19 protein-coding genes are annotated in these 21,361 nt (G+C 67.3%); 11 read left to right on the top strand and 8 right to left on the bottom strand.

Annotated elements, in window-relative coordinates; translation table 11 throughout:
• The first annotated feature begins 30 nt into the window (after positions 1-30).
• The 11 genes from BXA00_RS11465 (at position 31) to dapD (ending at position 12,156) form a co-directional block, all read left to right on the top strand.
• Entirely contained in the window at positions 31-879 is an 849-nt protein-coding gene (locus BXA00_RS11465; protein WP_076518601.1) for an NAD(P)H-hydrate dehydratase, read from the top strand.
• Positions 880-999: 120 nt separating this feature from the next.
• The gene (locus BXA00_RS11460; RefSeq protein ID WP_076518600.1) at positions 1,000-1,233 is read left to right on the top strand and encodes a hypothetical protein; all 234 of its coding nucleotides are present in this window, start codon (positions 1,000-1,002) and stop codon (positions 1,231-1,233) included.
• A 378-nt stretch (positions 1,234-1,611) separates the two neighbouring features.
• A complete protein-coding gene (locus tag BXA00_RS11455; protein ID WP_076518599.1) occupies positions 1,612-3,225 on the top strand; it encodes an ABC transporter substrate-binding protein in 1,614 nt (537 codons plus the stop codon).
• A 135-nt stretch (positions 3,226-3,360) separates the two neighbouring features.
• Positions 3,361-4,344, top strand: coding sequence for a succinylglutamate desuccinylase/aspartoacylase family protein (locus BXA00_RS11450; RefSeq protein ID WP_076518598.1), 984 nt, complete (start codon positions 3,361-3,363; stop codon positions 4,342-4,344).
• 84 nt (positions 4,345-4,428) lie between these two features.
• Positions 4,429-5,406 carry an ABC transporter permease gene (locus BXA00_RS11445; protein ID WP_076518597.1) on the top strand — a complete coding sequence of 326 codons (978 nt, stop codon included), beginning with the start codon at positions 4,429-4,431 and terminating at the stop codon, positions 5,404-5,406.
• A 6-nt stretch (positions 5,407-5,412) separates the two neighbouring features.
• Positions 5,413-6,333, top strand: a complete 921-nt coding sequence (locus BXA00_RS11440) for an ABC transporter permease (protein WP_076518596.1) — start codon at positions 5,413-5,415, stop codon at positions 6,331-6,333.
• Positions 6,330-7,307, top strand: coding sequence for an ABC transporter ATP-binding protein (locus BXA00_RS11435; RefSeq protein WP_076518595.1), 978 nt, complete (start codon positions 6,330-6,332; stop codon positions 7,305-7,307). Before BXA00_RS11440 ends, BXA00_RS11435 begins: the two co-directional genes overlap by 4 nt.
• A gap of 3 nt (positions 7,308-7,310) precedes the next feature.
• Positions 7,311-8,321: an ABC transporter ATP-binding protein gene (locus BXA00_RS11430; RefSeq protein WP_076518594.1), complete on the top strand. Its 1,011-nt coding sequence runs from the start codon at positions 7,311-7,313 to the stop codon at positions 8,319-8,321.
• Positions 8,321-9,226, top strand: coding sequence for an alpha/beta hydrolase (locus tag BXA00_RS11425; RefSeq protein ID WP_076518593.1), 906 nt, complete (start codon positions 8,321-8,323; stop codon positions 9,224-9,226). Before BXA00_RS11430 ends, BXA00_RS11425 begins: the two co-directional genes overlap by 1 nt.
• Before the next feature lie 31 nt (positions 9,227-9,257).
• On the top strand, positions 9,258-10,388 hold the full coding sequence (locus BXA00_RS11420) for a M20 family metallopeptidase (protein ID WP_076521913.1): 1,131 nt from the start codon (positions 9,258-9,260) through the stop codon (positions 10,386-10,388).
• Between the two features lie 790 nt (positions 10,389-11,178).
• Positions 11,179-12,156, top strand: a complete 978-nt coding sequence (dapD, locus tag BXA00_RS11415; protein WP_076518592.1) for a 2,3,4,5-tetrahydropyridine-2,6-dicarboxylate N-succinyltransferase — start codon at positions 11,179-11,181, stop codon at positions 12,154-12,156.
• 19 nt (positions 12,157-12,175) lie between these two features.
• Here dapD and BXA00_RS11410 read toward each other — a convergent pair whose 3' ends face one another.
• The 8 genes from BXA00_RS11410 to BXA00_RS11380 all read right to left on the bottom strand — a co-directional run bounded on the left by BXA00_RS11410 (position 12,176) and on the right by BXA00_RS11380 (position 21,361).
• Positions 12,176-12,793: a hypothetical protein gene (locus BXA00_RS11410; RefSeq protein WP_076518591.1), complete on the bottom strand. Its 618-nt coding sequence runs from the start codon at positions 12,791-12,793 to the stop codon at positions 12,176-12,178.
• Between the two features lie 124 nt (positions 12,794-12,917).
• Entirely contained in the window at positions 12,918-13,772 is an 855-nt protein-coding gene (locus BXA00_RS11405; protein WP_076518590.1) for a class II glutamine amidotransferase, read from the bottom strand.
• 120 nt (positions 13,773-13,892) lie between these two features.
• On the bottom strand, positions 13,893-15,956 hold the full coding sequence (locus tag BXA00_RS11400) for a UvrD-helicase domain-containing protein (protein WP_076518589.1): 2,064 nt from the start codon (positions 15,954-15,956) through the stop codon (positions 13,893-13,895).
• 15 nt (positions 15,957-15,971) lie between these two features.
• Positions 15,972-16,124, bottom strand: a complete 153-nt coding sequence (locus tag BXA00_RS28830) for a hypothetical protein (RefSeq protein WP_156902788.1) — start codon at positions 16,122-16,124, stop codon at positions 15,972-15,974.
• A 40-nt stretch (positions 16,125-16,164) separates the two neighbouring features.
• Entirely contained in the window at positions 16,165-18,255 is a 2,091-nt protein-coding gene (locus BXA00_RS11395; RefSeq protein ID WP_076518588.1) for a primosomal protein N', read from the bottom strand.
• Between the two features lie 351 nt (positions 18,256-18,606).
• The gene (hemE, locus tag BXA00_RS11390) at positions 18,607-19,680 is read right to left on the bottom strand and encodes a uroporphyrinogen decarboxylase (protein ID WP_076518587.1); all 1,074 of its coding nucleotides are present in this window, start codon (positions 19,678-19,680) and stop codon (positions 18,607-18,609) included.
• 193 nt (positions 19,681-19,873) lie between these two features.
• On the bottom strand, positions 19,874-20,734 hold the full coding sequence (locus BXA00_RS11385) for a helix-turn-helix domain-containing protein (protein ID WP_231952242.1): 861 nt from the start codon (positions 20,732-20,734) through the stop codon (positions 19,874-19,876).
• A 201-nt stretch (positions 20,735-20,935) separates the two neighbouring features.
• On the bottom strand, positions 20,936-21,361 hold the full coding sequence (locus tag BXA00_RS11380; protein WP_056327609.1) for a F0F1 ATP synthase subunit epsilon: 426 nt from the start codon (positions 21,359-21,361) through the stop codon (positions 20,936-20,938).

Here is a 21,361-nt window from a genome sequence, read left to right as displayed (position 1 = left end):
CCACGACGATTCCTCCCGGAGCTTCAGCCCATGAACACCCCCGCCGCCCCGATCGACCGCGCCACGCTGCCCGCCCTGTTCGCCCCGCGCGCCCAGGACACGCACAAAGGCAGCTTTGGCACCGTGGGCGTGGTGGGCGGCGGCCCGGGGATGACGGGCGCCGCCCTGCTCGCCGCCCGCGCCGCCCTCAAGACCGGGGCCGGCAAGGTGCTGGTGGGGTTCGTCCAGGACACCCCGCCCCTGCCCTGCGACCCGATCCAACCCGAACTGATGCTGCGCGACTTCCGCTCGCTGCTCGAAGAAGACTGGGGCGTCACCGCCTGGGTCGCCGGCTGCGGCATCGGCACGGGCGCGCTCGCCGCCAACGCCCTGTCGGAACTGTTCGTGCTGCGGCGCGAAAATCCGCTGGTGCTGGACGCCGACGGCCTGAACCTGCTGGCCCGGGGCGAGATCCGTCCGACGTGGGGCGCGGGGCCCGTCGTGCTGACGCCCCACCCCGCCGAGGCCGGCCGCCTGCTCGGCACCGCGGCGGCCGAGGTCCAGCGCGACCGCCTCGCCGCCGCCCGGCAACTGGCGCAGCGCTACCAGGCCTGGGTGGTGCTCAAGGGCGCCGGCACGGTGGTCTGCGCCCCCGACGGCGCCTTGCGGGTGAACACCAGCGGCAATCCGGGGCTGGCCACCGCCGGCACCGGCGACGTGCTGGCCGGCATGCTGGGCTCGCTGCTGGCCCAGAAACTGCCGCTCGACCAGGCCGTGCACGGCGCCGTCTGGCTGCACGGCGCGGCGGCCGATGCGCTCGTCGCCCGGGGCATCGGCCCCATCGGCCTGACCGCCAGCGAACTGGCCGATGCGGCCCGCGCACTGCGCAATGGCGGCTAAGTCCATGTCGCACAAACATTTTTACAACATACTAGGGTTTTCCCTGAAAAGCGCATTGCTTTTGCTCTAGGGTTATCCCTATAATGGTTTACCCCAAGACGAAACGGACTGGAGCAAACCATGAGCGAACTGACCTTGAACAACACTGCCCGCCTGACCGACGCGCTGGAGCGCGACCTGCTCCGCGGCGCCCTCGAAAACCAACCCAATTCCCACCCGCTGACCAGCCTGAAGAAGGCCGGCCAATCCGTGATCGCAGCCGTTGCCGCCGTGTTCGCGTTCATCGACGAAGTGAACGAATCGATGAACAAGGCACGCGCCGCCAGCTCGCGCTTCTCCGGATCGCAGTGGTAACAACAGCCGCGCCGGGCTGATTCGCGACAGATCTCCCGCGAATCAGCCCGGCGCGCTGCCGTTGCGCCGCCCGCCTGCCCCTCGGCACGCGCCCGTCGCAACGCTTCGGCGCCCCCGCTCCCTCTCCGGCGCCATCGCGCCGCGTACGGCCCCAGGAGGGGCCGCGCGGCGCCCTCTCTCTCCCCTTCTCGGCGTTTTCCCTAGCGCCTCGTTCGCCGCTGCGCATTGACAGCGCGCGAAGCCCCTACCGATAATCGGCCCCTTGCCGTCGTGCCTGGCGACGAATTCCCCGCGAGCCCGCTGGACGACACTGCCGTCCCCTGGTCGCGGCACGCCGTCAAGCATGATCCGGTTCGTTCCCCATCCGGAGTTGTCACCATGAAGTTGCGCACCACCCTGGCCCTTGTGGCCGCCGCCATTCCCCTGGCAGCCGCCCAAGCCCAGTCGCTGAAGATCGGCCTGTCGGCCGAGCCCACTTCGGCGGATCCCCACTACCACAAGATGACGCAGAACGACGCGTTCTCCGCGCACGTCTACAACTCGCTGGTGGGCCGCAGCGCCGACATGAAGCTGGTGCCCCAGCTCGCGACCTCCTGGAAGACCCTGGACGACCAGACCTGGGAATTCAAGCTGCGCGACGACGTCAAGTTCTCCAACGGCAAGCCGTTCACGTCCGAGGACGTGCTGTTCACGATCTGCCGCACGCTGAACAACGAAACCAACGTGTCGCAGTCCTACATGGACATGACCAAGCGCATCACCGACGTCCAGACGCCGGACGCGCACACCGTGATCATCAAGACGGGCGAGCCCTTCCCCCTGATGCCGGCCGAACTGGCCCGCTCGCTGCCGATCATCTGGAACGGCATCGTCGAGCACGGCAAGCTCACGTTCGACCCGAAGAAGGGTTGCGGCGTGACGGGCGCCTGGCCCACCGTGGCGGACTTCAACAACGGCAAGGACGCCATCGGCACCGGCCCGTACCTGATGAAGTCCTACGTCAAGGGCACCGGCATCGAGCTGGTCCGCAACGAAAACTACTGGGGCGAGAAGCCGCACTGGAAGGAAGTGAAGTTCGTGCCGGTGCCCGCCGCCGGTCCGCGCCTGACGGGCCTTCTGTCCGGCGACTTCGACATGATCGAGAACCCCGCCGCGCGTGACCTGCCGCGCCTGAAGGAGAACCCGAAGTTCGGCTTCGTGGCCACGCCGTCCACCCGCCTGGTGTTCTTCCAGCCGGACGTGGCGCGCAACCCGAGCCCGTTCGTCAAGAGCGCCGACGGCAAGAACCCGCTGCAGGACCTGCGCGTGCGCAAGGCCATCAACATGGCCATCGACCGCAAGACCATCACCGCCCGCATCATGGACGGCATGGCCACCCCGGCCTTCCAGTACATGCCCGACGGCATGTTCGGCGCCCTGCCCAAGGCCCCGGAAATCAAGTACGACCCGGAAGGCGCCAAGAAGCTGCTGGCCGAAGCCGGCTACCCGAACGGCTTTGAACTGACGCTGTCGTCCACCAACGACCGCTACGTCAACGACGGCCAGGTCGCCCAGGCCGTGGCCCAGTACCTGTCGCGCGTCGGCATCAAGACCAATGTGGACGCCATGACGGCCTCCATCTACTTCCCCAAGCGCGCCAAGCGCGAATTCAGCTTCTCGATGGGCGGCTGGCCGGCGGAAACGGGTGAAGCCTCGGCGCTGTTCCAACTGTGGGTTGCCTCGCTGGATTCGCCCAAGAGCCTGGGCACCAGCAACTATGGCGGCTTCTCCAATGCCGATTTCGACAAGGTCTACAAGCAGGCCATCGTGACGGTCGACCCCGCCAAGCGCGAAAAGCTGCTGCAGGAATCCACCCAGATCGCCCTGGACAACGTGCCGCTGATCCCGCTGCACTTCGAAAGCAGCATCTGGGCCTTCCGCAAGGGCATTACGTACGAAGGCCGCCGCGACCAGTACACCCTGGCCACCTCGGTCAAGCCCGACGCGAAGTGAGCAGGCAGGGCTGAGTGAAGAAAAAACGGCTGCCTCGCGCAGCCGTTTTGCCTTGTGGCGCAGCGCGCGCCCTCCGGTTTCGCGCCGCCCCTGGCCGCAACCCCTATACAATCTTCCCGCTTCATCGGAATTGCCATGCCCACGTCTTTGCCTCCGTCTTCCCCCCCATCCAGCCTTCGTCCGTTTCTTCTGGCCTGTCCGGACCTGTCGGCGGAGCGCGTGGGCAATACCGATACCCCGGGCGTCTGGCACTTCGATTCCGGCGCCCCCGGCAAGCGGGTGATGCTGACCGCGCTGATCCACGGCAATGAGCTCTGCGGCGCCTGGGCGCTGAAGGACCTGCTGGCGGCGGGCCTGCGGCCGCGCCGCGGCACGTTGACGCTGGCCTTCTGCAACCTGGCCGCCTTCGACCGTTTCGACCCCGCCAACTACGCGCCGGCCCGCTTCGTCGACGAGGACATGAACCGCGTCTGGAGCGAGGACAAGCTTTCCGTCCCCACCTCCCAGGAACGCCGCCGCGCCGCCGAGCTTCGTCCGTGGGTGGAGCAGGCGGACTGGCTGCTGGACTTCCATTCGATGAGCAATTCCGACGTGCCGCTGCAACTGACCGGCCTGGAACAACGCAACATCGACCTGGCGCTGGCCCTGGGCAATCCCGCCACCATCATCGCCGACGCCGGCCATGCCGCCGGCGTGCGCATGCGCGACTACGGCCGTTTCGGCGAGGCCGGCGACAATGGCACCCGGTCCCTGCTGATCGAATGCGGCTTCCATGGCGCGCCCGAGGCGCGCGGCGTGGCGGTCGACCAGATGGCGCGCTTTCTGGTGCAGGCCGGCGCCGTCGACCGCAGCGACATTCCCACGGCGTGGTTCGCGCCGGGCGCGCCGATGCAGCGCGCGCTGCGCGTCACGCACGCCATCGCCGCCAAGAGCGCCGACTTCCGTTTCGCCGAGCCCTGGAAAGGACTGGAAACGCTGGCGACGGCGGGCACCGTGATCGGCTGGTCCGAAGGCGAGCCCGTCACCACGCCCTATGACAACTGCGTGCTGATCATGCCGTCCACCGCCAACCTGCGGCCGGGCGTCACGGTCGTGCGCCTGGCGCAGCCCATCGTGTGAGACTGCGCGGCCCCGTCAAGTAACACCGCCGCCCGTTCGATGCGCGGCCTTCCCAACCCCTGAGCCCACCAAGGAAATCATCACGTGGCCTTGTTCATCCTACGCAGACTGATACAGAGTCTGTTCGTGCTGCTGGCCGTGTCGGTCGTGGTCTTTTTCGCGGTCTACGCCGTGGGCGACCCGATCGAGCTGCTGGTCAGCCCCGAAGCCAGCCAGGCCGCGCGCGAGGCGATGATCGCCCGCCTGGGCCTGGACCTGCCCGTGTGGCAGCAATACACCGGATTCCTGTGGCGCGCGCTGCACGGCGACCTGGGCACGTCCTTCGTGCACGGCATCCCGGCGATCGAACTGATCGTGCAGCGCATCCCCGCCACGTTCGAACTGGTGGTCGTGGCCATCCTGCTGACCTGTGTGATCGGCATTCCGCTGGGGCTGGTCGCCGGCCTGTACCGCGACGAGTACCTGGGCCGCGGCATCATGGCCTCGTCCGTGCTGGGCTTTTCGCTGCCGAATTTCTGGCAGGGCATGATGCTGATCCTGCTGTTCGCGGTGTGGCTGGGCTGGCTGCCGGCCACGGGCCGCGGCGACACGGTCGACGTGCTGGGCGTGCGCCTGTCCATCCTGACCGCCGACGGCTGGTCGCACCTGATCATGCCGGCCATCAACCTGGCGCTGGCCAATATCGCGCTGGTGCTGCGCATGACGGCCTCGGGCGTCGTGGAAGCGCGCAGCCAGGACTACGTGAAGTTCGCGCGCGCCAAGGGCGTCAAGCCGGGCCGCATCGTGCGCCGCCACATCCTGCGCAACATCCTGATCCCCGTGGTCACGGTGATCGGCATGGAGTTCGGCACGCTGATTGCCTATTCCACCATCACCGAGACCGTGTTCGCGTGGCCCGGCATGGGCAAGCTGCTGATCGACAGCGTCTACCAGCTCGACCGCCCCGTCGTCGTCGCCTACGTGATGCTGGTCACGCTGATCTTCGTCGTCATCAACCTGGTTGTGGACATCCTGTACGCGGCGCTCGACCCGCGCGTGCAGCTCGTGGCCCCCGCTCAATAAACCGCCATGGCAAATACTCCGAATCCTGGCCGCACCCGCACCGTCCAGCCCCTGGCCGAGACGCCGCGGCGCGCCGCCATCCTCAAGAAACTGCACGCGCGCCCGACGGTGCGCGGCTCCGTCATCGCGCTGGCCATCCTGGTGATCCTGGTGGTCTTTGCGCCCTTCTTCGCGCCGCAGAACCCGTACGACCTCGCCGGCCTGTCGATCATGGACGGACGCCTCGCGCCGCGCCAGGCGTTGATGGACGGCAGCATCGCGTGGCTGGGCACCGACGACCAGGGCCGCGACATGCTCAGCGCCATTCTGTACGGCCTGCGCATCAGCCTGATGGTGGGCCTGTCCGCCGTGGTGCTGGCAACGGCCATCGGCGGCGCGATCGGCCTGGTGGCCGCCTATGTGGGCGGCTGGGTCGACACGGTGCTGATGCGCATCGTCGACTTCATCCTGGGCTTTCCGACCATTCTGGTGGCGCTGGTGCTGCTGGTGGTGCTGGGGCGCGGGGTCGACAAGGTGATCCTGGCGCTGGTGCTGGTGCAGTGGGGGCATTACGCGCGCATCATGCGCAGCCGCGCCCTGCAGGAACGCCGCAAGGAATACGTCGAGGCCGCCGCCAACCTGGGCTTTCCGGCCTGGCGCATCATGCTGTTCCACCTCTTGCCCAACTGCCTGGGCCCCGTGATGGTGTTCGCCACCATCCAGATCGCCACGGCGATCGCGCTGGAAGCGACGCTGTCGTTCCTGGGCGTGGGCGTGCCCATCACCGAACCGTCGCTGGGCCTGTTGATTTCCAACGGCTTCCAGTACCTGCTGTCGGGCGACTACTGGATCAGCCTGTTCCCGGGCATTGCGCTCCTGGTGCTGATCCTTTCCATCAACATCGTGGGCGACCGCCTGCGCGAAAGCCTGGACCCCCGACGAGCATGAGCGACATTCTTCTTGACGTGCGCGGCCTGCGCACCGCATTCCATACCGAGGCCGGCGCGTGGCTGGCGGTCGATGGCGTCGATCTCACGGTACGCCGTGGCGAGATCGTGGGTCTCGTCGGCGAATCCGGTTCCGGCAAATCCGTCACGGGCTTTTCGCTGCTGGGTCTGATCGACCCGCCGGGCGAAGTCGTGGACGGCGAGGTGAAGTTCAAGGGCACGGACCTGCGCAAGCTGTCCGAAGAGCAGATGCGCCAGTTGCGCGGCAACCGCATCGCCATGATCTTCCAGGACCCGCTGATGACGCTGAACCCGGTGCTGCGCATCGGCGAGCAGATGATGGAGGCGATCCTGACGCATGAAGACGTGCCGCGCGCCGAGGCCGAGGAGCGCTGCCGCGAGGCGCTGGCCATGGTGGGCATCCCGTCGCCGGAAAAGCGCCTGAAGAGCTATCCGCACGAGTTTTCGGGCGGCATGCGCCAGCGCGTGGCGATCGCCATCGCGATGCTGAACAAGCCCGACCTGATCATCTGTGACGAGCCCACCACAGCGCTGGATGTGACCATCCAGGGCCAGATCCTCTACCGCATGCAGCAGATCTGCCGCGAGCACAACACCGCGCTGATCTGGATCACGCACGATCTGGGCGTGGTCGCCGAACTGGCGGACCGCGTGGCGGTCATGTACGCGGGGCGTATCGTCGAAAGCGGTCCGGTCGAACAGGTGCTGGACGCGCCGCGCCACCCCTACACCCGGGGCCTCCTGGACTCCATGCCCGGCGCCACGCAGCCGGGCGCGCGCCTGCACCAGATCAATGGCATGGCGCCCAGCCTGGCCGGCCGTCCGTCGGGCTGTGCGTTCCGGCCGCGCTGTACCCATGCGGTCACGCGCTGCACCGAGCAAGCCCCCTCCGTCACCACCGAAGGTCCGCGCAGCTATCGCTGTTACGTGCCGATAGCCCGCGAGGCACAGTAAGCAATGAGCCAAGCCGATACCCCCGTCATCGAGCTCAAGAACGTCCACAAGCGCTTCGAGCAGCGGCCCGACCTGGCCCAACGCATCCTCGCCCTGACCGGCCGCCCCATCGACCGCCGCACCGTGTACGCGGTCAATGGCGTGGACCTGTCCATCCAGCGCGGTGAAGTCGTGGGCCTGGTGGGCGAGTCCGGTTGCGGCAAGTCCACGCTGGGCCGCGTCGTGGCCGGCCTGCATCGCCAGACCGAAGGCGAGCTGCTGTACCAGGGCGCGGACGCGAACCGCCTGCGCGGCGCCGACAAGCTGGCCTACACGCTGGGCGTGCAGATGATCTTCCAGGATCCGCAGGCCTCGCTGAACCCGCGCCAGCGCCTGCGCCAGATCCTGGGCGAATCGCTGAAGGTCCACAAGCTGGCGCCCCCGGCCGAGATTCCCGGCCGCATCGACCAGGCGCTCAAGGAAGTGGGCCTGGACCCGGAGTACCGCGACCGCTTCCCGCACCAGATCTCGGGCGGCCAGCGCCAGCGCATCGGCATCGCCCGCGCGCTGATGGTGGCGCCCAAGTTCCTGGTCTGCGACGAACCTGTGGCGGCGCTGGATGTGTCGATCCAGGCGCAGGTGATCAACCTGTTCATGGACCTGCGCGAACAGCACGGCTTCACGTACCTGTTCATCAGCCATGACCTGGGCGTGGTCAAGCACATCTCCGACCGGGTCGCGATCATGTACCTGGGCAAGATCGTGGAGATCTCCACGTCGGCCGAGATCTTCGCGCGGGCCAATCACCCGTACACTCAGGCCTTGATGGCTGAAGTGCCCGACGTGGCGCGCCGCGGCCGCAAGTTCACGCCGATCAAGGGCGAGATCCCGTCGCCGCTGAACCCGCCGCCCGGCTGCACCTTCAATCCCCGCTGCCCCCACGCCATGCCGCGCTGCCGCGAGCAGGCGCCGGTCCTGAAAGAAATCTCGGCGGGCCACTGGTCGGCCTGCCACCTGAACGAAGCGAGCGCCTGATGAAACCCTCCGAGATGTCCAACGTCGATCGCATCGCCATCGAGCTTGGCCATGCCGGCCGCAACGCCATCCTGTACGTGGACGAGGACCGCAATTCGGACCGTCCGTTCAAGCTGCAGACCTACCGCCCCTACGGCTATACGCCGGACCGCCCGGTGGTGATCGTGCAGCACGGCGTGCTGCGCAATGGCGACGAGTACCGTGATTTCTGGGTCGAGGCCGCCGACAAGCACAAGCTGCTGATCGTGGCGCTGACGTTCTCCAACGAGATCTGGCCGGGCGTCGAAAGCTACAACAACGGCCGGGTGTTTACGGCCGGCGGCAATCCTCGTCACATCGACGGCTGGACCTATGCGCTGGTGGGCAATGTGATCAAGGACCTGATCGCCGGCGAGATCACCGACGGCCAGAATGTCTATCTGTTCGGGCACAGCGCGGGCGGCCAGTTCGTCCACCGGCTGATGAGCAGCCAGTCGCACGCGCCGTTCAAGGCGGTGGCGGCCGGCAACCCCGGCTGGTACACGCTGCCGACCTTCGACTATCCTTTCCCGGAAGGCATGGACGGCGTCGGCCTGACCGAGGATCACCTGGTGAAGCTGCTGGCGTATCCGATGACCATCCTGGCGGGCGACAAGGACATTGCGACGGACGATCCCAATCTGCCGTCCGAACCCGCGGCGATGCGCCAGGGTCCGCACCGCTTTGCTCGCGCGCAGCACTATTACGAATTCGGCCGCCAGGAAGCGGAGCGCCGCGGCGTGCCGTTCGGCTGGACGCTGCAGGTGGTGCCCGGCATCGGCCACGACGGCCGCGCCATGTCGGCCGTCTGCGCCAGCCTGTGGTTCGACGGCAAGATGCCGGACGACGCCGAACTCGCACGTCTCGCCGGCCAGCAGGTCGCCTGATTTTTTTTCGTTGCTGAACACCGATACCGCCATGTCCACTACCCAGAGCACTGAACAGATCGTCGCCGGCATCCAAGGCTGGCTGCAATGCGAATCGCCGTCGAACTTCCCGGAAGGCATCGCCGCGATGGCGCGCATCATCGCCGACTATGCGGCCGCCGCCGGCCTGACGGTGGAGCTGTCGTCGCTGGGCCCCACGACGGGCCCGCTGCTGTATGCGACCAACCGCGCGCCGGGCGATACGCGCCCGGGCATCCTGATCCTGGCGCACATGGACACCGTGCATCCGGTGGGGACGCTGCTGGAAAATCCCGTGCGCATCGAGGGCGACCGTCTCTACGGTCCCGGCAGCTATGACATGAAGGCGGGCATTTATCTGGCGCTGACCGCCCTGGCCGGCGTGGCGCGTCCGGGCGCGACGCAATTGCCGGTGGACTTCCTGGTGGTGCCCGACGAAGAAACCGGCAGCCACGCGTCCCGCGCGCACATCGAACGCTTTGCCGCCAACGCGAAGTACGCCCTGGTCTGCGAACCGGCCCGCCCCAACGGCGGCAAGTGCGTGACGGCGCGCAAGGGCACGGGGATGCTGAACCTGAACGTGAAGGGCCGCCCGGCGCACGCGGGCATGCAGCACGAGAAGGGCCGCAGCGCGATCCGCGAGATGGCGCACCAGGTGCTGGCGCTGGAAGCCATGACCGACTACGAACGCGGCATCACCGTGAGCGTGGGCACCATCGCGGGCGGCACCGTGACCAACACCGTGCCGGCCCTGTGCCGCTGCGTGGTGGACTTCCGCGTGCCGGACATGGGCGCTGCACAGGACGTGCTGCGCCGGATGCGCGAGCTGTGCGCGGTGGGGCCGGACGTCGAACTCGACATCGACGTGGAGCTGAACCGTCCGCCAATGGTCAAGACCGAGGCCGCTGCCGCCTTGCTGGCACTGGTGCAAGGCTATGCGGACCGTGCGGGGTTCCTGCTCGAGGACGCGCCGATGACCGGTGGCGGCAGCGATGCGAACTTCACGTCGGCGATGGGGATTCCCACGCTGGACGGGCTGGGGGCTGATGGGGATGGGGCGCATACGTTGAATGAGTACATTCTGGTGTCGACGTTGGAGCAGCGGTTGAAGTTCTGGGAATTGTTGTTGCGGGAATTGGCTTAGGTTTTATTGGGGCGAGGGGGTTTGGGCTGGCGGTGGTCTGGGTTCTTTTGACGCCCGGCGCGGCGTGGGCCTGGGGCAGGCGGGGCTCCGGTTGCGGTCCGGAGCCTTCGCTCCGGACTACCCCGTGCTCATCCTCGTTGCCGCCTCCGGCGGCTGCCTTCGGATTCCGCCGGGCGCACCTAAACGCCCCGCCCACCCCAGGCCCACGCCACACCGGGCTCGGGTGGTTTCAGCTTTGCCGGCGCTGGGACGAGGTGGGTTCTTTAGGTTCTTGCCTGCGTTGGTTGGGTGTTGGAGCGTCTTGCGGGGCCCGCCCCCGGCCGGCCGCGCGGGCGGCCTTTGGGGGCTTACGCGGGGTCTTGCGTCGGCGTGATGACGCTTCGCGTGTGGTGGCGCTGTGTTTGGTTTTTTGTTGAGGCTGACTCTCCCCTGCCTTGAGCAAGCCTCCCGTGGCCAGCGCGTAAGCGCCCCCGCCTCGACGTCCAGACGCCCAAATGCCGGCGAGCCGCCGCCCGCGCGGCAGCTCGTCGGCGACCCCGCAAATCCCCTTCCCTGACCACAGGTCTTGTAGCGCCCCATACCCAGACACGCGCAGCACGGCGTCGCGGCCCCGGCGACCGCGGCGTCGGGCGACCTACGAAGATCTGACGAAGGTCCGACGCAGATCAACCCCGAAACACCACCAAAACAACCACTTTCGTAATCACAAAAACCACTATCGCAATACCACCAACACCCCAAAACATTCGCCTAGAATGTCGCCCACTCGACATCCCCACCCGCAATTCCCATGTCCCACACGCCCACCAGCGCCATCGCATACGGCCTTGCCACCCTTGCCGCCGACGGCACCATTCTTGATACCTGGTATCCGCGTCCCTCCCTGGCCGACAACTCGCCGGCGACCGGAACCCGTCATCTGACCCCGGAAGAGGCACGCGCCGCGCTGGGGGAACATGTGGCCACGGCGCTGGTGCGGGACACGCGCCGCAAGGTGGATATCGTGGCGGTGCGCACGGCCATTGCGTCGCTGGACGAACCGCCCGTCGATGCGCATGACGCCTACCTGCGGCTGCATCTGCTCAGCCACCGGCTGATTCGCCCGCACGGCGCCAATCTCGACGGCCTCTTCAACGTGCTGGCCAATGTCGCGTGGACCTCGGTCGGGCCGTGCGCGGTGGATCAGGTGGACGCGTTGCGATGGCACCTGCGCGCCACCGGTCAGGTGCTGGAGATCCGAGGCGTGGACAAGATTCCCCGGATGACGGATTACGTCGTGGCCAGCGGCGTGCGCATTGCCGACACGGCGCGTGTCCGGCTGGGCGCGCACCTGTCGCCGGGCACGACCGTGCTGCACGAAGGCTTTTGCAATTTCAATGCCGGCACGCTGGGCGCGTCGATGGTCGAAGGACGCATCAGCGCGGGCGTGACGGTGGACGACGGCACCGATATCGGCGGCGGCGCGTCCATCATGGGAACCATGTCGGGCGGCGGCAAGCAGGTGGTGTCGATCGGCAAGCGATGCCTGCTGGGCGCCAATTCAGGCCTGGGCATTTCGCTGGGCGATGACTGCGTGGTCGAAGCGGGTTGCTACGTCACCGCCGGCACGCGGGTGCTGACGCCGGAAGGCGCGGTGGTGAAGGCGGTGTCGCTGGCGGGCCAGCATGGGCTGTTGTTCCGCCGCAATTCCCAGACCGGCGCCGTGGAGACGCTGGTGCGCACCGCGGCCTGGGGAACGCTGAATCCGGCACTGCACTCAGGCCACTGAACCCGCCGCAGCAGCCGCGTCAGGCGTATTCCGCGGTCTGTCCCAACTGGTCGTAGACCAGGTTGACGAACAGGTCTGAACTCAGGATCCGCGCGACCTGGCATGAGAAAACCGTCTTGCCGTTCTCGTCTTGCAGGCTGACGGTGTCGGTCCAGTCATCGAGGTCGATGGGACGGAGCGACTCGTAGGGCCAGGTGGCGCCGTCAATGTGCAGTCCCTTCGACGACAGCGACAACTCGCGCGTTTCCAGGTCCGGAAACTGGCCGCCGACGATATAATGGAACGTGACGCGGGCGCCTTGTTCGGTCAGCGCTTCCAGCACCGGCAGCCGCTGGGCGACATAGCGGGAACGGAACGCGTCCATGAACTTGCTGAATTCGTTGACGCCCGACGCGACGGTCCAGGCGCTGTCCGTGCGGCTGCGATAAGCCAGGCTGTCGGCCGGGCCCGCCGTGTTGTCCTGCGTGGACGGGTACAGGCAAAGATCCTGGATGTCCGCGAACGCGGTGTAGATACGGGTGCCGCCTTGCTGGCTGACAACGCCGTTTTCGTGCAATTCAAAGCTATCCGGGGCGCTCCCCGTGCGCGTAAACACCGCGAATGCGTCAGTGGCCTGCGGGGTTTGGCTATCAGTCATGCAACTTCCTTATTGAGTTGGGGTGCTTTCGCGGCCCAGGACGTCGCAAAGTCATGCGATCCGTATTCTCCCCTATATGCGAAATACGTGCTTGATGACCCTTATTTAGCGTATTGCAGGCGTTTCAGGCGCCCGGCGGAATCGGCGTGAACCGATGGTGGCTGACATCGCCGCGCCCCGCGATGATGGCGGTCGCCTCGGGCACTTCTTCCCATACGCCGGCCATGTCGGACAGCGGCTCGGACAGCAGCAGGAACGCGTCGTCGTCCAGCGCGGCGATCTGCGCGTTGTCGGGATAGAGCTCGCGCAGGTGGCGCACGCAGGTGTTGTGGAACAGCGTGCGCGAGTCGCCCTCGCTGGAATAGCGCACCGCGATGAGGCGCTCGCCGTCCAGCGCGCACACGGTCATGTTGATGGGATGGGCCACGCCATGGCGCCGCCCGGACGCTTCGACGGCGCCGACCATGCGCGCGATCGCGCCGATGGGGTCCTCGTCCAGCCCGAACGTGAGCGCCAAGAGGAACATCACCTCGGAATCGGTGGAGCCTTCGAGCGACCCGAAATACGCCGGCGCGATCATCAGCATCAGGTCGCGGCGCATCAGCGGATAGTCGCGGATGAGTCCGTTGTGGACGAAGAGCCATTGCCCGTGGCGAAACGGATGGCAATTGGTTTCCTGCGCGGGCGTGTCGGTGGCGGCGCGGATGTGCGCGACGAACAGGGGCGAATGGATGGCGCGGGCCGCCTCGCGCAGGTTGCGGTCGTTCCATGCCGGATGCACGCTGCGGTAGCGGAAAGGCGGTTCACTGGGCCGGCCTTCGACGTGACGGGCGTACCAACCCAGCCCGAATCCGTCCCCGTTCGTGGTGGTGGCGCCCAGCCGGGAATGCAGGCTTTGTTCGATGAGCGAGTGCTTGGCCTTGAACAGCACGCTCTCCATTTGCAGGGGACTACCGGTGTAAGCCAGCCAACGGCACATGATGCGCTCCTTCGATCCGGGCAGACCAGTGTAGGAGCGACTGGCGCGGTTCTTCAAGCCTGCGCGCGGCGTGGCGCGAATTTGGCGCCCAGCGGCCCGCTGCCCGTCCCCGCTATTTGCCTACTTGTTCAGCAGCGCCTTGAGCATGGCCATGCGCTCCTTGGGGCTCATGGCGGCCGTGGCGTCGTCTTCCTGGATGCGCACGTCGCCCAGCCCCATTTCCTCGATGAAGCGCGAGGGCTCGCGCACCAGGTCTTCGCGCGCGCGCCGGCGGCGCTTGCACCAGCTCAGGTGCAGGGTGCGCTGCGCGCGCGTGATGCCGACGTACATCAGGCGGCGTTCTTCCTGGATGCGGGTGGCGAGGTTCTCGGCGGCGCGCGCCGGGTCGCCGACTTCGTCGTCCTTGCCCAAGTGCGGCAGCAGCCCCTCTTCCACGCCCGCCAGGTAGACGTGCGGATACTCCAGGCCCTTGGACGCGTGCAGGGTCGACATTTTCACGGCGTCAGGCTCTTCTTCCTCGCCGCGCTCGAGCATGGTGACCAGGGCCACGTGCTGGACGAGGTCAAAGAGCGTCATGTTGTCTTCTTCGGCCTTGCGCTTGAGCCAGCCGGTCAATTCGAGCACGTTCTGCCAGCGCGTCTGCGCCGGCCGTTCATCGAACAGTTCGAACAGATGGCGCTCGTACTGGATGGCTTCGAGCAGATCGTCCAGGATCGCGCCGGCGGGTTCGGCGGGCGCGGCGTCCTTGTCCGAGGCCGCGCCGCGTCCGGCGCGCCACTGCATGCGCCGGATGAACTCCGCAAAGGTGCGAAGCTGCTCGATCTGGCGGGGCGCGAGCTGGCTTTCCAGACCGGTCTCGGCCACCGCCGCAAGCAAAGAGAGCTCGCGGCTGGCCGCGTACTGGCCCAGCGCCTGCAGCGTTGCCTGGCCGATGCCGCGCTTGGGCGTGGTGGCCGCGCGGATGAACGCGGGATCGTCATCGTCGTTGGCCAGCAGGCGCAGGTAGGCCAGGATGTCGCGCACCTCGGCCTTGTCGAAAAAGCTCTGTCCGCCCGAGATGGTGTACGGAATCTTCAGGTTGCGCAGCGCCTGCTCCAGGATGCGCGACTGGTGATTGCTGCGGTACAGGATCGCAAAATCCTTCCACTGCGCCTGGCGTTCGAAGCGCGCGGCCGACACCTTCATGGCGATGGATTCGGCCTCGTGTTCTTCGCCGTCCATGGGCGACACCGTGATGGGCTCTCCCACGCCCAGTTCCGACCAGAGCTTTTTCTCGAAGAGCTTGGGATTCTTTTCGATGACCTGGTTGGCGGCCGCCAGGATGCGCTGCACCGAGCGGTAATTCTGCTCAAGCTTGATGAGCTTGATGTTGGGGTAGTCGGTCGTGAGCTTGGCCAGGTTCTCGATGGTGGCGCCGCGCCAGGCGTAGATGGCCTGGTCATCGTCGCCCACCGCGGTGAACATCGCGCGAGGCCCCGTCAGCAGCTGCACGAGCCGGTACTGGCACACGTTGGTGTCCTGGTATTCGTCCACCAGCAGATAGCGCACGCGGTTCTGCCAGCGCGTGCGCACCTCTTCGTTGCTGGCCAGCAGCTGCGCGGGGATGCGGATGAGATCGTCGAAATCCACGGCCTGGTAGGCGGCCAGCGTCGCGGCATAGCTGCGGTAGACGTTGGCGGCTTCGACGTCGCCCGGCGTGATGGCCTCGCGCGCCGCGTCGTCCGGCTCCAGCAGCGCGTTCTTCCACAGCGAGATGATGCCCTGCACGTGGCGCAGGCGCGCCTTGTCGGTGGTCGCCAGCAGTTCCTGGATGATCGCCATGGCGTCGTCGGCATCCAGGATGGAAAACGTGGGCTTCAGGCCCGCGTTGCGCGCCTCTTCGCGCAGCATCTTCACACCCAGCGAGTGGAAGGTGCTGATGATCAGACCCTTGGACAGCTTGCGGTCCACCAGCGTCTTCACGCGCTCGTCCATTTCGCGCGCGGCCTTGTTGGTGAAGGTCAGCGCCACGACGTTGCGGCCCATGTAGCCGCATTCGCGCAGCAGGTAGGCGATCTTCTGCGTGATGACGCGCGTCTTGCCGCTGCCCGCGCCGGCCAGCACCAGGCAGGGGCCGTCCAGGTAGAGCGTCGCCTCCCGTTGCGCGGGATTCATGCCGTGGCCAATCGGTTCGCTTGCGGACATTGGAGAGTCAGGTGGTCATGCGTGCGTCGCGGCGGCCATGCCATGGCGGCCGGCAGGCAAAAGCCTTGCCGCCGCCCGCGAGCAGGCCGGAAAAACGCGGAAAAAAGGGGACGGGCGCAGCCGCCGCAGCGGGTCTGCCGCGCCGGCGCGATAGAGGAAGACGATCATAGAACAATCGGATCGATGGCGCATCGGCGCACCGACACGATCAGATCTCCAGCGGATCGACTTCCAGTTGCCAGCGCACGCGGGCCTCGTTGGCCAGGTACGGGAGATGGCGCGACCAGGACGCCAGAAACGCCTGCAGGGCCGGCCGGCTGCTGCTTTCGGCCAGCAGTTGGGCGCGCTCGATGTTGGCCACGCGCACCACGCGCAACGGCACGGGGTCATACAGCATGATCGCGTCCATGCCCGGAAAGTCGGCCGCCCATTCCCCCTCGGGCAGCGACCGGGCCTGCTCCAGGAACGCCTGGGCGACCTTGAGCTCGCGCGCCTCGGCGGTCAGCAGCGCCTGGTAGACGAAAGGCGGCAGGCCGGTGCTTTCGCGTTCGTGCAGCGCGTGGCGCGCGAAGCCGGCGTAATCGTGGCGCAAGAGGGCCTGGTAGACGGGCTGCTCGGGGTAGCCCGTCTGGATCAGCACTTCGCCATTGCCCTGATGGCGTCCGGCGCGGCCGGCCACCTGCATCAACTGCGCGAACAGGCGTTCGGGCGCGCGGAAATCGTGGGCGAACAGCATGGAGTCCGCGTTCAGCACGCCCACCAGCCCCAGGCGCGCGAAGTCGTGGCCCTTGGCCACCATCTGCGTGCCCACCAGGATGTCGACCTCGCCCGCATGCACCGACGCGAACAGCGCTTCGGCGCTGCCCTTCTTGCGCGTGCTGTCCGCGTCGATCCGCAGGATGCGCGCCTCGGGGAACAGCTCGGCCAGGTGTTCCTCGACGCGCTGCGTGCCGCGTCCCATGGGCGCCAGGTCCTGGTCGCCGCACTCGGGGCACGCACGCGGCACCGGGGCCTGGTAGCCGCAGTGATGGCACTGCAGGCGGTGGCCGCGGCCATCCGTGCGATGCAGCACGGTGAATGCCGTGCAGCGCGGGCAGTTGCTGACCCAGGCGCAGGACTGGCAGTGCAACACGGGCGAATAGCCGCGGCGGTTCAGGAAGATGAGCGACTGCTCCTTGCGCTCGAGCCGTTGCGCTACGGCGTCGATGAGCTGGGGCGACAGGCCTTGCTTTAGCTGCAGACGGCGCGTGTCCACCAGCCGGATCGCGGGCAATTCGCTCGAACGCGCTCGCCCCGGGAGCGTCAGGCGCAGGTAACGCCCGCGCTCGGCGTGCTGCCAGGTTTCCAGGGACGGCGTGGCCGAGCCCAGGACGACCGGAATGTCCAGGTCATGCGCCCGCCACACCGCGAGGTCGCGCGCCGAATAGCGCAGGCCGTCCTGCTGCTTGTAGGACGCATCGTGTTCTTCGTCGACGACGATCAGGCCCAGTTCGGACAGCGGCGCAAAAATCGACATGCGCGTGCCCAGCAGCATCCGGGCCTGGCCACGGTGGGCGCGCGTCCACGCTTGCAGGCGTTCGCCGTCCGACAGTCCGCTATGCATCACCGCGAGGCCCTCCGGCCCCACCAGCGATTCCAGGCGGGCTCGCAGCGCGGCTTCGAGCTGCGGCGTCAGATTGATTTCCGGGACCAGCAGCAGCACCTGCCGTCCGGCCGTCAGGACCTTTTCGGCGGCCCGCAGATAGACCTCGGTCTTGCCGCTGCCGGTCACGCCATGCAGCAGCACGGGCTTGAAACCGCCCAGCGCGGCGATGGCCTCCACGGCGGCGTGCTGGGCGTCGTTCAGCGGCGGCGGCTGGTCGGGCGTGGCCGGGGCGCGCGGCGTCTTGCGCTTGCGGGCATCCATGCGCGCCACCGGCCCTTCCCCGGATCGCTTGCCTTGGTATGACGTGGGCTTGCGCAGCGGCGGCGGCAGCGTGGGCAGCATCACCTCGCCCAAGGGGCGCTGGTAATAGTCCGCGGCAAACCGCGCCATGCGCAACCAGGCCGCGTCAAAGGGCGGCAGGTCGTCCAGCACGGCTTCGATGGGGCGGATCTGCTTGGGGTCGAATGACGGTTCGGCCGGATTGTCCACCACCACGCCGATCATCTTGCGCCGGCCGAACGGAACGATCACCCGCAGGCCGGCGGCAATCGGCGCGTCGCTGCGGTAATCGAAGGGGCCGGGCAAGGGCACGTCCAACGCCACGCGCACCCAGCACACCGCTGTGGTATCCGGGTTCGCGTCTGCGTCAGGCATGGGGGATGGGGACATGCATCTACTGAAAAAGGACTAGCCGAAAGAATGAGGAGCGGCAGGACCGGGATGACAGGATTGTCGCTTGTCGGAGCGTCAATCTTCCACCGGCTCCTGTGGATAACTTTGGGGAAAAGGCCAGGGCAACATCAGAAAATGGAATATGGCAAGAATGCACAAACTATTGCACCCTTGTTGATAAACCGCATTTCTCTATTTAAAACAAGCACTTGAAGCAAGTTTCAAGATTGTAAGCCAGCTTAGAGAGGGTTTTCCCTGGCCCTGAATTTATTGTGCACAAGTCGGCCGCGGGGCCCACTTGCTTCGGCCCTTGGGACCGAAGCGTTCACTTACTTACGCGTGGAGGGCGCGGCTGTACTGGTGGACTTCATCGACCAATTCAGCTACGGCTTCTGGCGGAGTGAAGCGGGAAATGCCGTGCCCCAGATTGAAGACATGGCCGCCCTTGCCCACCGGCCCGAAGGCGTCCAGCACGCGGCGCGCTTCCGCGCGGATGGCGCTTGCGCCGCCGAAGAGCGCCATCGGATCCAGATTGCCCTGGAACGCGACCGAGTCGCCGGTACGGCGGCGGGCTGCCGCCAGGTCCACCGTCCAGTCCAGGCCGACCGCGTCGCTGCCACAGGCCGCGATGTCTTCGAGCCACTGGCCGCCGCCCTTGGTGAACACAATGACCGGCACGCGCCGGCCTTCATGCTCGCGCGTCAGGCCCGCCACGACTTTCCGGGTGTACGCCAGCGAGAACTGCTGGAACAGGCCGTCAGCCAGCACGCCGCCCCAACTATCGAACAGCATCACGGCCTGGGCGCCCGCGGCGATCTGGCCGTTCAGGTATTGCAGGGTGGCTTCGGCATTGATCTCGAGGATGCGGTGCAGCAGATCGGGGCGCGAATACAGCAGGGTCTTGATCAGGCGGTAGTCGTCGCTGCCCTTGCCTTCGACCATGTAACAGGCGATCGTCCAGGGACTGCCGGCAAAGCCGATCAGCGGCACCTTGCCGTCCAGATCGCGGCGGATCACGCTGACCGCGTCAAAGACATAGCGCAGCTTGTCCATGTCGGGCACGGCCAGGCGCGCCACGTCCTCTTCGGTACGAATGGGATGCGCAAAGCGCGGGCCCTCGCCTTCGGCGAAGTCCAGGCCCAGGCCCATGGCGTGAGGCACGGTCAGGATGTCGGAAAACAGGATGGCCGCGTCCAGGTCATAGCGTTCCAGCGGCTGCAGCGTGACTTCCGAGGCGTAGTCCGGGTTCTGCGCCAGGCCCATGAAGGAGCCCGCGCGCGCGCGCGTTTCGCGGTACTCGGGCAGATAGCGACCCGCCTGGCGCATGAGCCAGATGGGGGTATACGGCACGGGTTCGCGCATCAGGGCGCGCAGGAACACATCGTTCTTCAAACGGGGAGCAGACACGGCTAACCTCGACGATCGGAAGCCGTGAGTTTACTTCCCCTGGCTGACAAGGCGGCCGAACCCGCCATGGCCGGCTTGACCGGACGCAACGGGGCCGGTCGGCATGCTGTGCTGCGGGCGCGCGGCGGGGGCCTAATGCGGTCGCACGTGACGGTCGCGGACGCCGCGCGGTCGGTATCGCGGCGAACCCGTATCAGTCCTCCATGCTGACGCGCCCCACTGCCAGCGCGGCCTGGCGATAAGGCGCGGCGTCGATGCCGTGCTTGCGCATCAGCGCCCAGAATGCCCGCCGGTGCTTGGCGCAGGCGCGCGCCGCCTGCGCGACGTTGCCCCCGTGGCGCGACAGCGCATGCCGGATGTATTCGCGCTCGAAGCCGTTCACGACCTGCGCCTTGGCCGCGCGGAATGTCTCCGGGGCGGATCTTCTGTATTGATGGCGCATGGTGTTCAACGCCTGCTCGACGATGTCGGCGGGCATCCGGGGCCGCGCATGCGGCGCGGCGGCCCAGGGCGTCGGGACGGCCCCCGCTGCGCGGTGGGCACGCATCGCATGGGCCGGCGCCAAGGCCGGCATGGCCCGGTCCGCCTCGACTGGGGCGCCCAGGTAGCTGACCTGGCGTTCGTGGACCCCGCCCGCCACGCTGCCTGGCCGGGCGGCGCCGGGGCGGGCCAGGCGGGCCAGCCGCACCCGCATGCTTTCCGGGCAGACCGGCTGACCGATGAAGTCCGCGGCGCCCAGGCTCAGCAGGTCCAGGATCGCGGGCGCCTTGACGTCGTGGATGAGGAGCAGGATGGGCGTCGTCAGCGCGTCCCGCGCTTGCTGCAGCGCCATGCGGGCCCAGGCGAGCGAGCACGGCGCCACGGGCAGGATGCAACCGTCGAAACGCCGCAGCGACAACGCGATGCGGGCCAGCGCATCGGGCGGCGGCGAGGGCAACGGCACCGGATGCAGCCGCACGCGCGTCAGCACCGCCTGATGGCCGGTGACCCAGGCGCCCATCGTCTTTTCGTGGCCGGGCGCCAGCAGCACCCCGCAATCCAGCACGTCTCGCATGCCTTCCTCGTCTGCATCGCAAAACCGCAGGCTACTTTTGGAGGCCGCGCCCGGCTATTCGTAGTGAACGCATTGCGGCGGGCCGCCGTCGGCGCGGCGATGCGGCGCGGCGGCCCTGCCGCGCTTTCTCCAGGCATGAAAAAAGCGACCCGCAGGCCGCCTTTTCCAGGTCCGGGACGCGCCCGGAGAGCATCTTGCCGCTTAGTGCGAGCGGCCGCCTTGGCGCAGCTTGCGCGCCGCGATGGCTTGCGCAGCCAGCATGGCGAGCTCGGCTTCGACGACAGCGATGTCAGCCTTGTCCTTGGCGTTGGCCAGGGCCAGTTCGGCCTTCTGGCGCGCTTCCAGGGCGCGGGCTTCGTCGAGGTCGGCGGCACGGATAGCCGTGTCGGCCAGGACCGTCACGCTGCCCGGCTGAACTTCCAGGATACCCCCGGCGACGAAGATGTTTTCCTCGCCTTGGTCGGCACGAACGATCTTGACCGTTCCGGGGCGTATGCGCGAGATCAGCGGGGTGTGACCGGGCAGAATGCCCAGCTCACCCGACTCGCCAGGCAGAACCACGAACTTCGCCTCGCCGGTGAAGATCGCTTCCTCTGCGCTGACCACATCCACATGCAGGGTAGCCAT

The sequence above is a fragment of the Achromobacter sp. MFA1 R4 genome (assembly GCF_900156745.1).
In the GTDB taxonomy this organism is placed as follows: Bacteria; Pseudomonadota; Gammaproteobacteria; order Burkholderiales; family Burkholderiaceae_B; genus Achromobacter.
This window is presented reverse-complemented; position numbering and strand designations above follow the sequence as displayed.

Bases quoted from the DNA above. Each gene is read 5' to 3' on its own strand.
- BXA00_RS11465 (WP_076518601.1), top strand. From the start codon at position 31: ATGAACACCCCCGCCGCCCCGATCGACCGCGCCACGCTGCCCGCCCTG.
- BXA00_RS11460 (WP_076518600.1), top strand. From the start codon at position 1,000: ATGAGCGAACTGACCTTGAACAACACTGCCCGCCTGACCGACGCGCTG.
- BXA00_RS11455 (WP_076518599.1), top strand. From the start codon at position 1,612: ATGAAGTTGCGCACCACCCTGGCCCTTGTGGCCGCCGCCATTCCCCTG.
- BXA00_RS11450 (WP_076518598.1), top strand. From the start codon at position 3,361: ATGCCCACGTCTTTGCCTCCGTCTTCCCCCCCATCCAGCCTTCGTCCG.
- BXA00_RS11440 (WP_076518596.1), top strand. From the start codon at position 5,413: ATGGCAAATACTCCGAATCCTGGCCGCACCCGCACCGTCCAGCCCCTG.
- BXA00_RS11435 (WP_076518595.1), top strand. From the start codon at position 6,330: ATGAGCGACATTCTTCTTGACGTGCGCGGCCTGCGCACCGCATTCCAT.
- BXA00_RS11430 (WP_076518594.1), top strand. From the start codon at position 7,311: ATGAGCCAAGCCGATACCCCCGTCATCGAGCTCAAGAACGTCCACAAG.
- BXA00_RS11425 (WP_076518593.1), top strand. From the start codon at position 8,321: ATGAAACCCTCCGAGATGTCCAACGTCGATCGCATCGCCATCGAGCTT.
- BXA00_RS11420 (WP_076521913.1), top strand. From the start codon at position 9,258: ATGTCCACTACCCAGAGCACTGAACAGATCGTCGCCGGCATCCAAGGC.
- dapD (WP_076518592.1), top strand. From the start codon at position 11,179: ATGTCCCACACGCCCACCAGCGCCATCGCATACGGCCTTGCCACCCTT.
- BXA00_RS11410 (WP_076518591.1), bottom strand. From the start codon at position 12,793: ATGACTGATAGCCAAACCCCGCAGGCCACTGACGCATTCGCGGTGTTT.
- BXA00_RS11405 (WP_076518590.1), bottom strand. From the start codon at position 13,772: ATGTGCCGTTGGCTGGCTTACACCGGTAGTCCCCTGCAAATGGAGAGC.
- BXA00_RS11400 (WP_076518589.1), bottom strand. From the start codon at position 15,956: ATGTCCGCAAGCGAACCGATTGGCCACGGCATGAATCCCGCGCAACGG.
- BXA00_RS28830 (WP_156902788.1), bottom strand. From the start codon at position 16,124: ATGATCGTCTTCCTCTATCGCGCCGGCGCGGCAGACCCGCTGCGGCGG.
- BXA00_RS11395 (WP_076518588.1), bottom strand. From the start codon at position 18,255: ATGCCTGACGCAGACGCGAACCCGGATACCACAGCGGTGTGCTGGGTG.
- BXA00_RS11385 (WP_231952242.1), bottom strand. From the start codon at position 20,734: ATGCGAGACGTGCTGGATTGCGGGGTGCTGCTGGCGCCCGGCCACGAA.
- BXA00_RS11380 (WP_056327609.1), bottom strand. From the start codon at position 21,361: ATGGCTACCCTGCATGTGGATGTGGTCAGCGCAGAGGAAGCGATCTTC.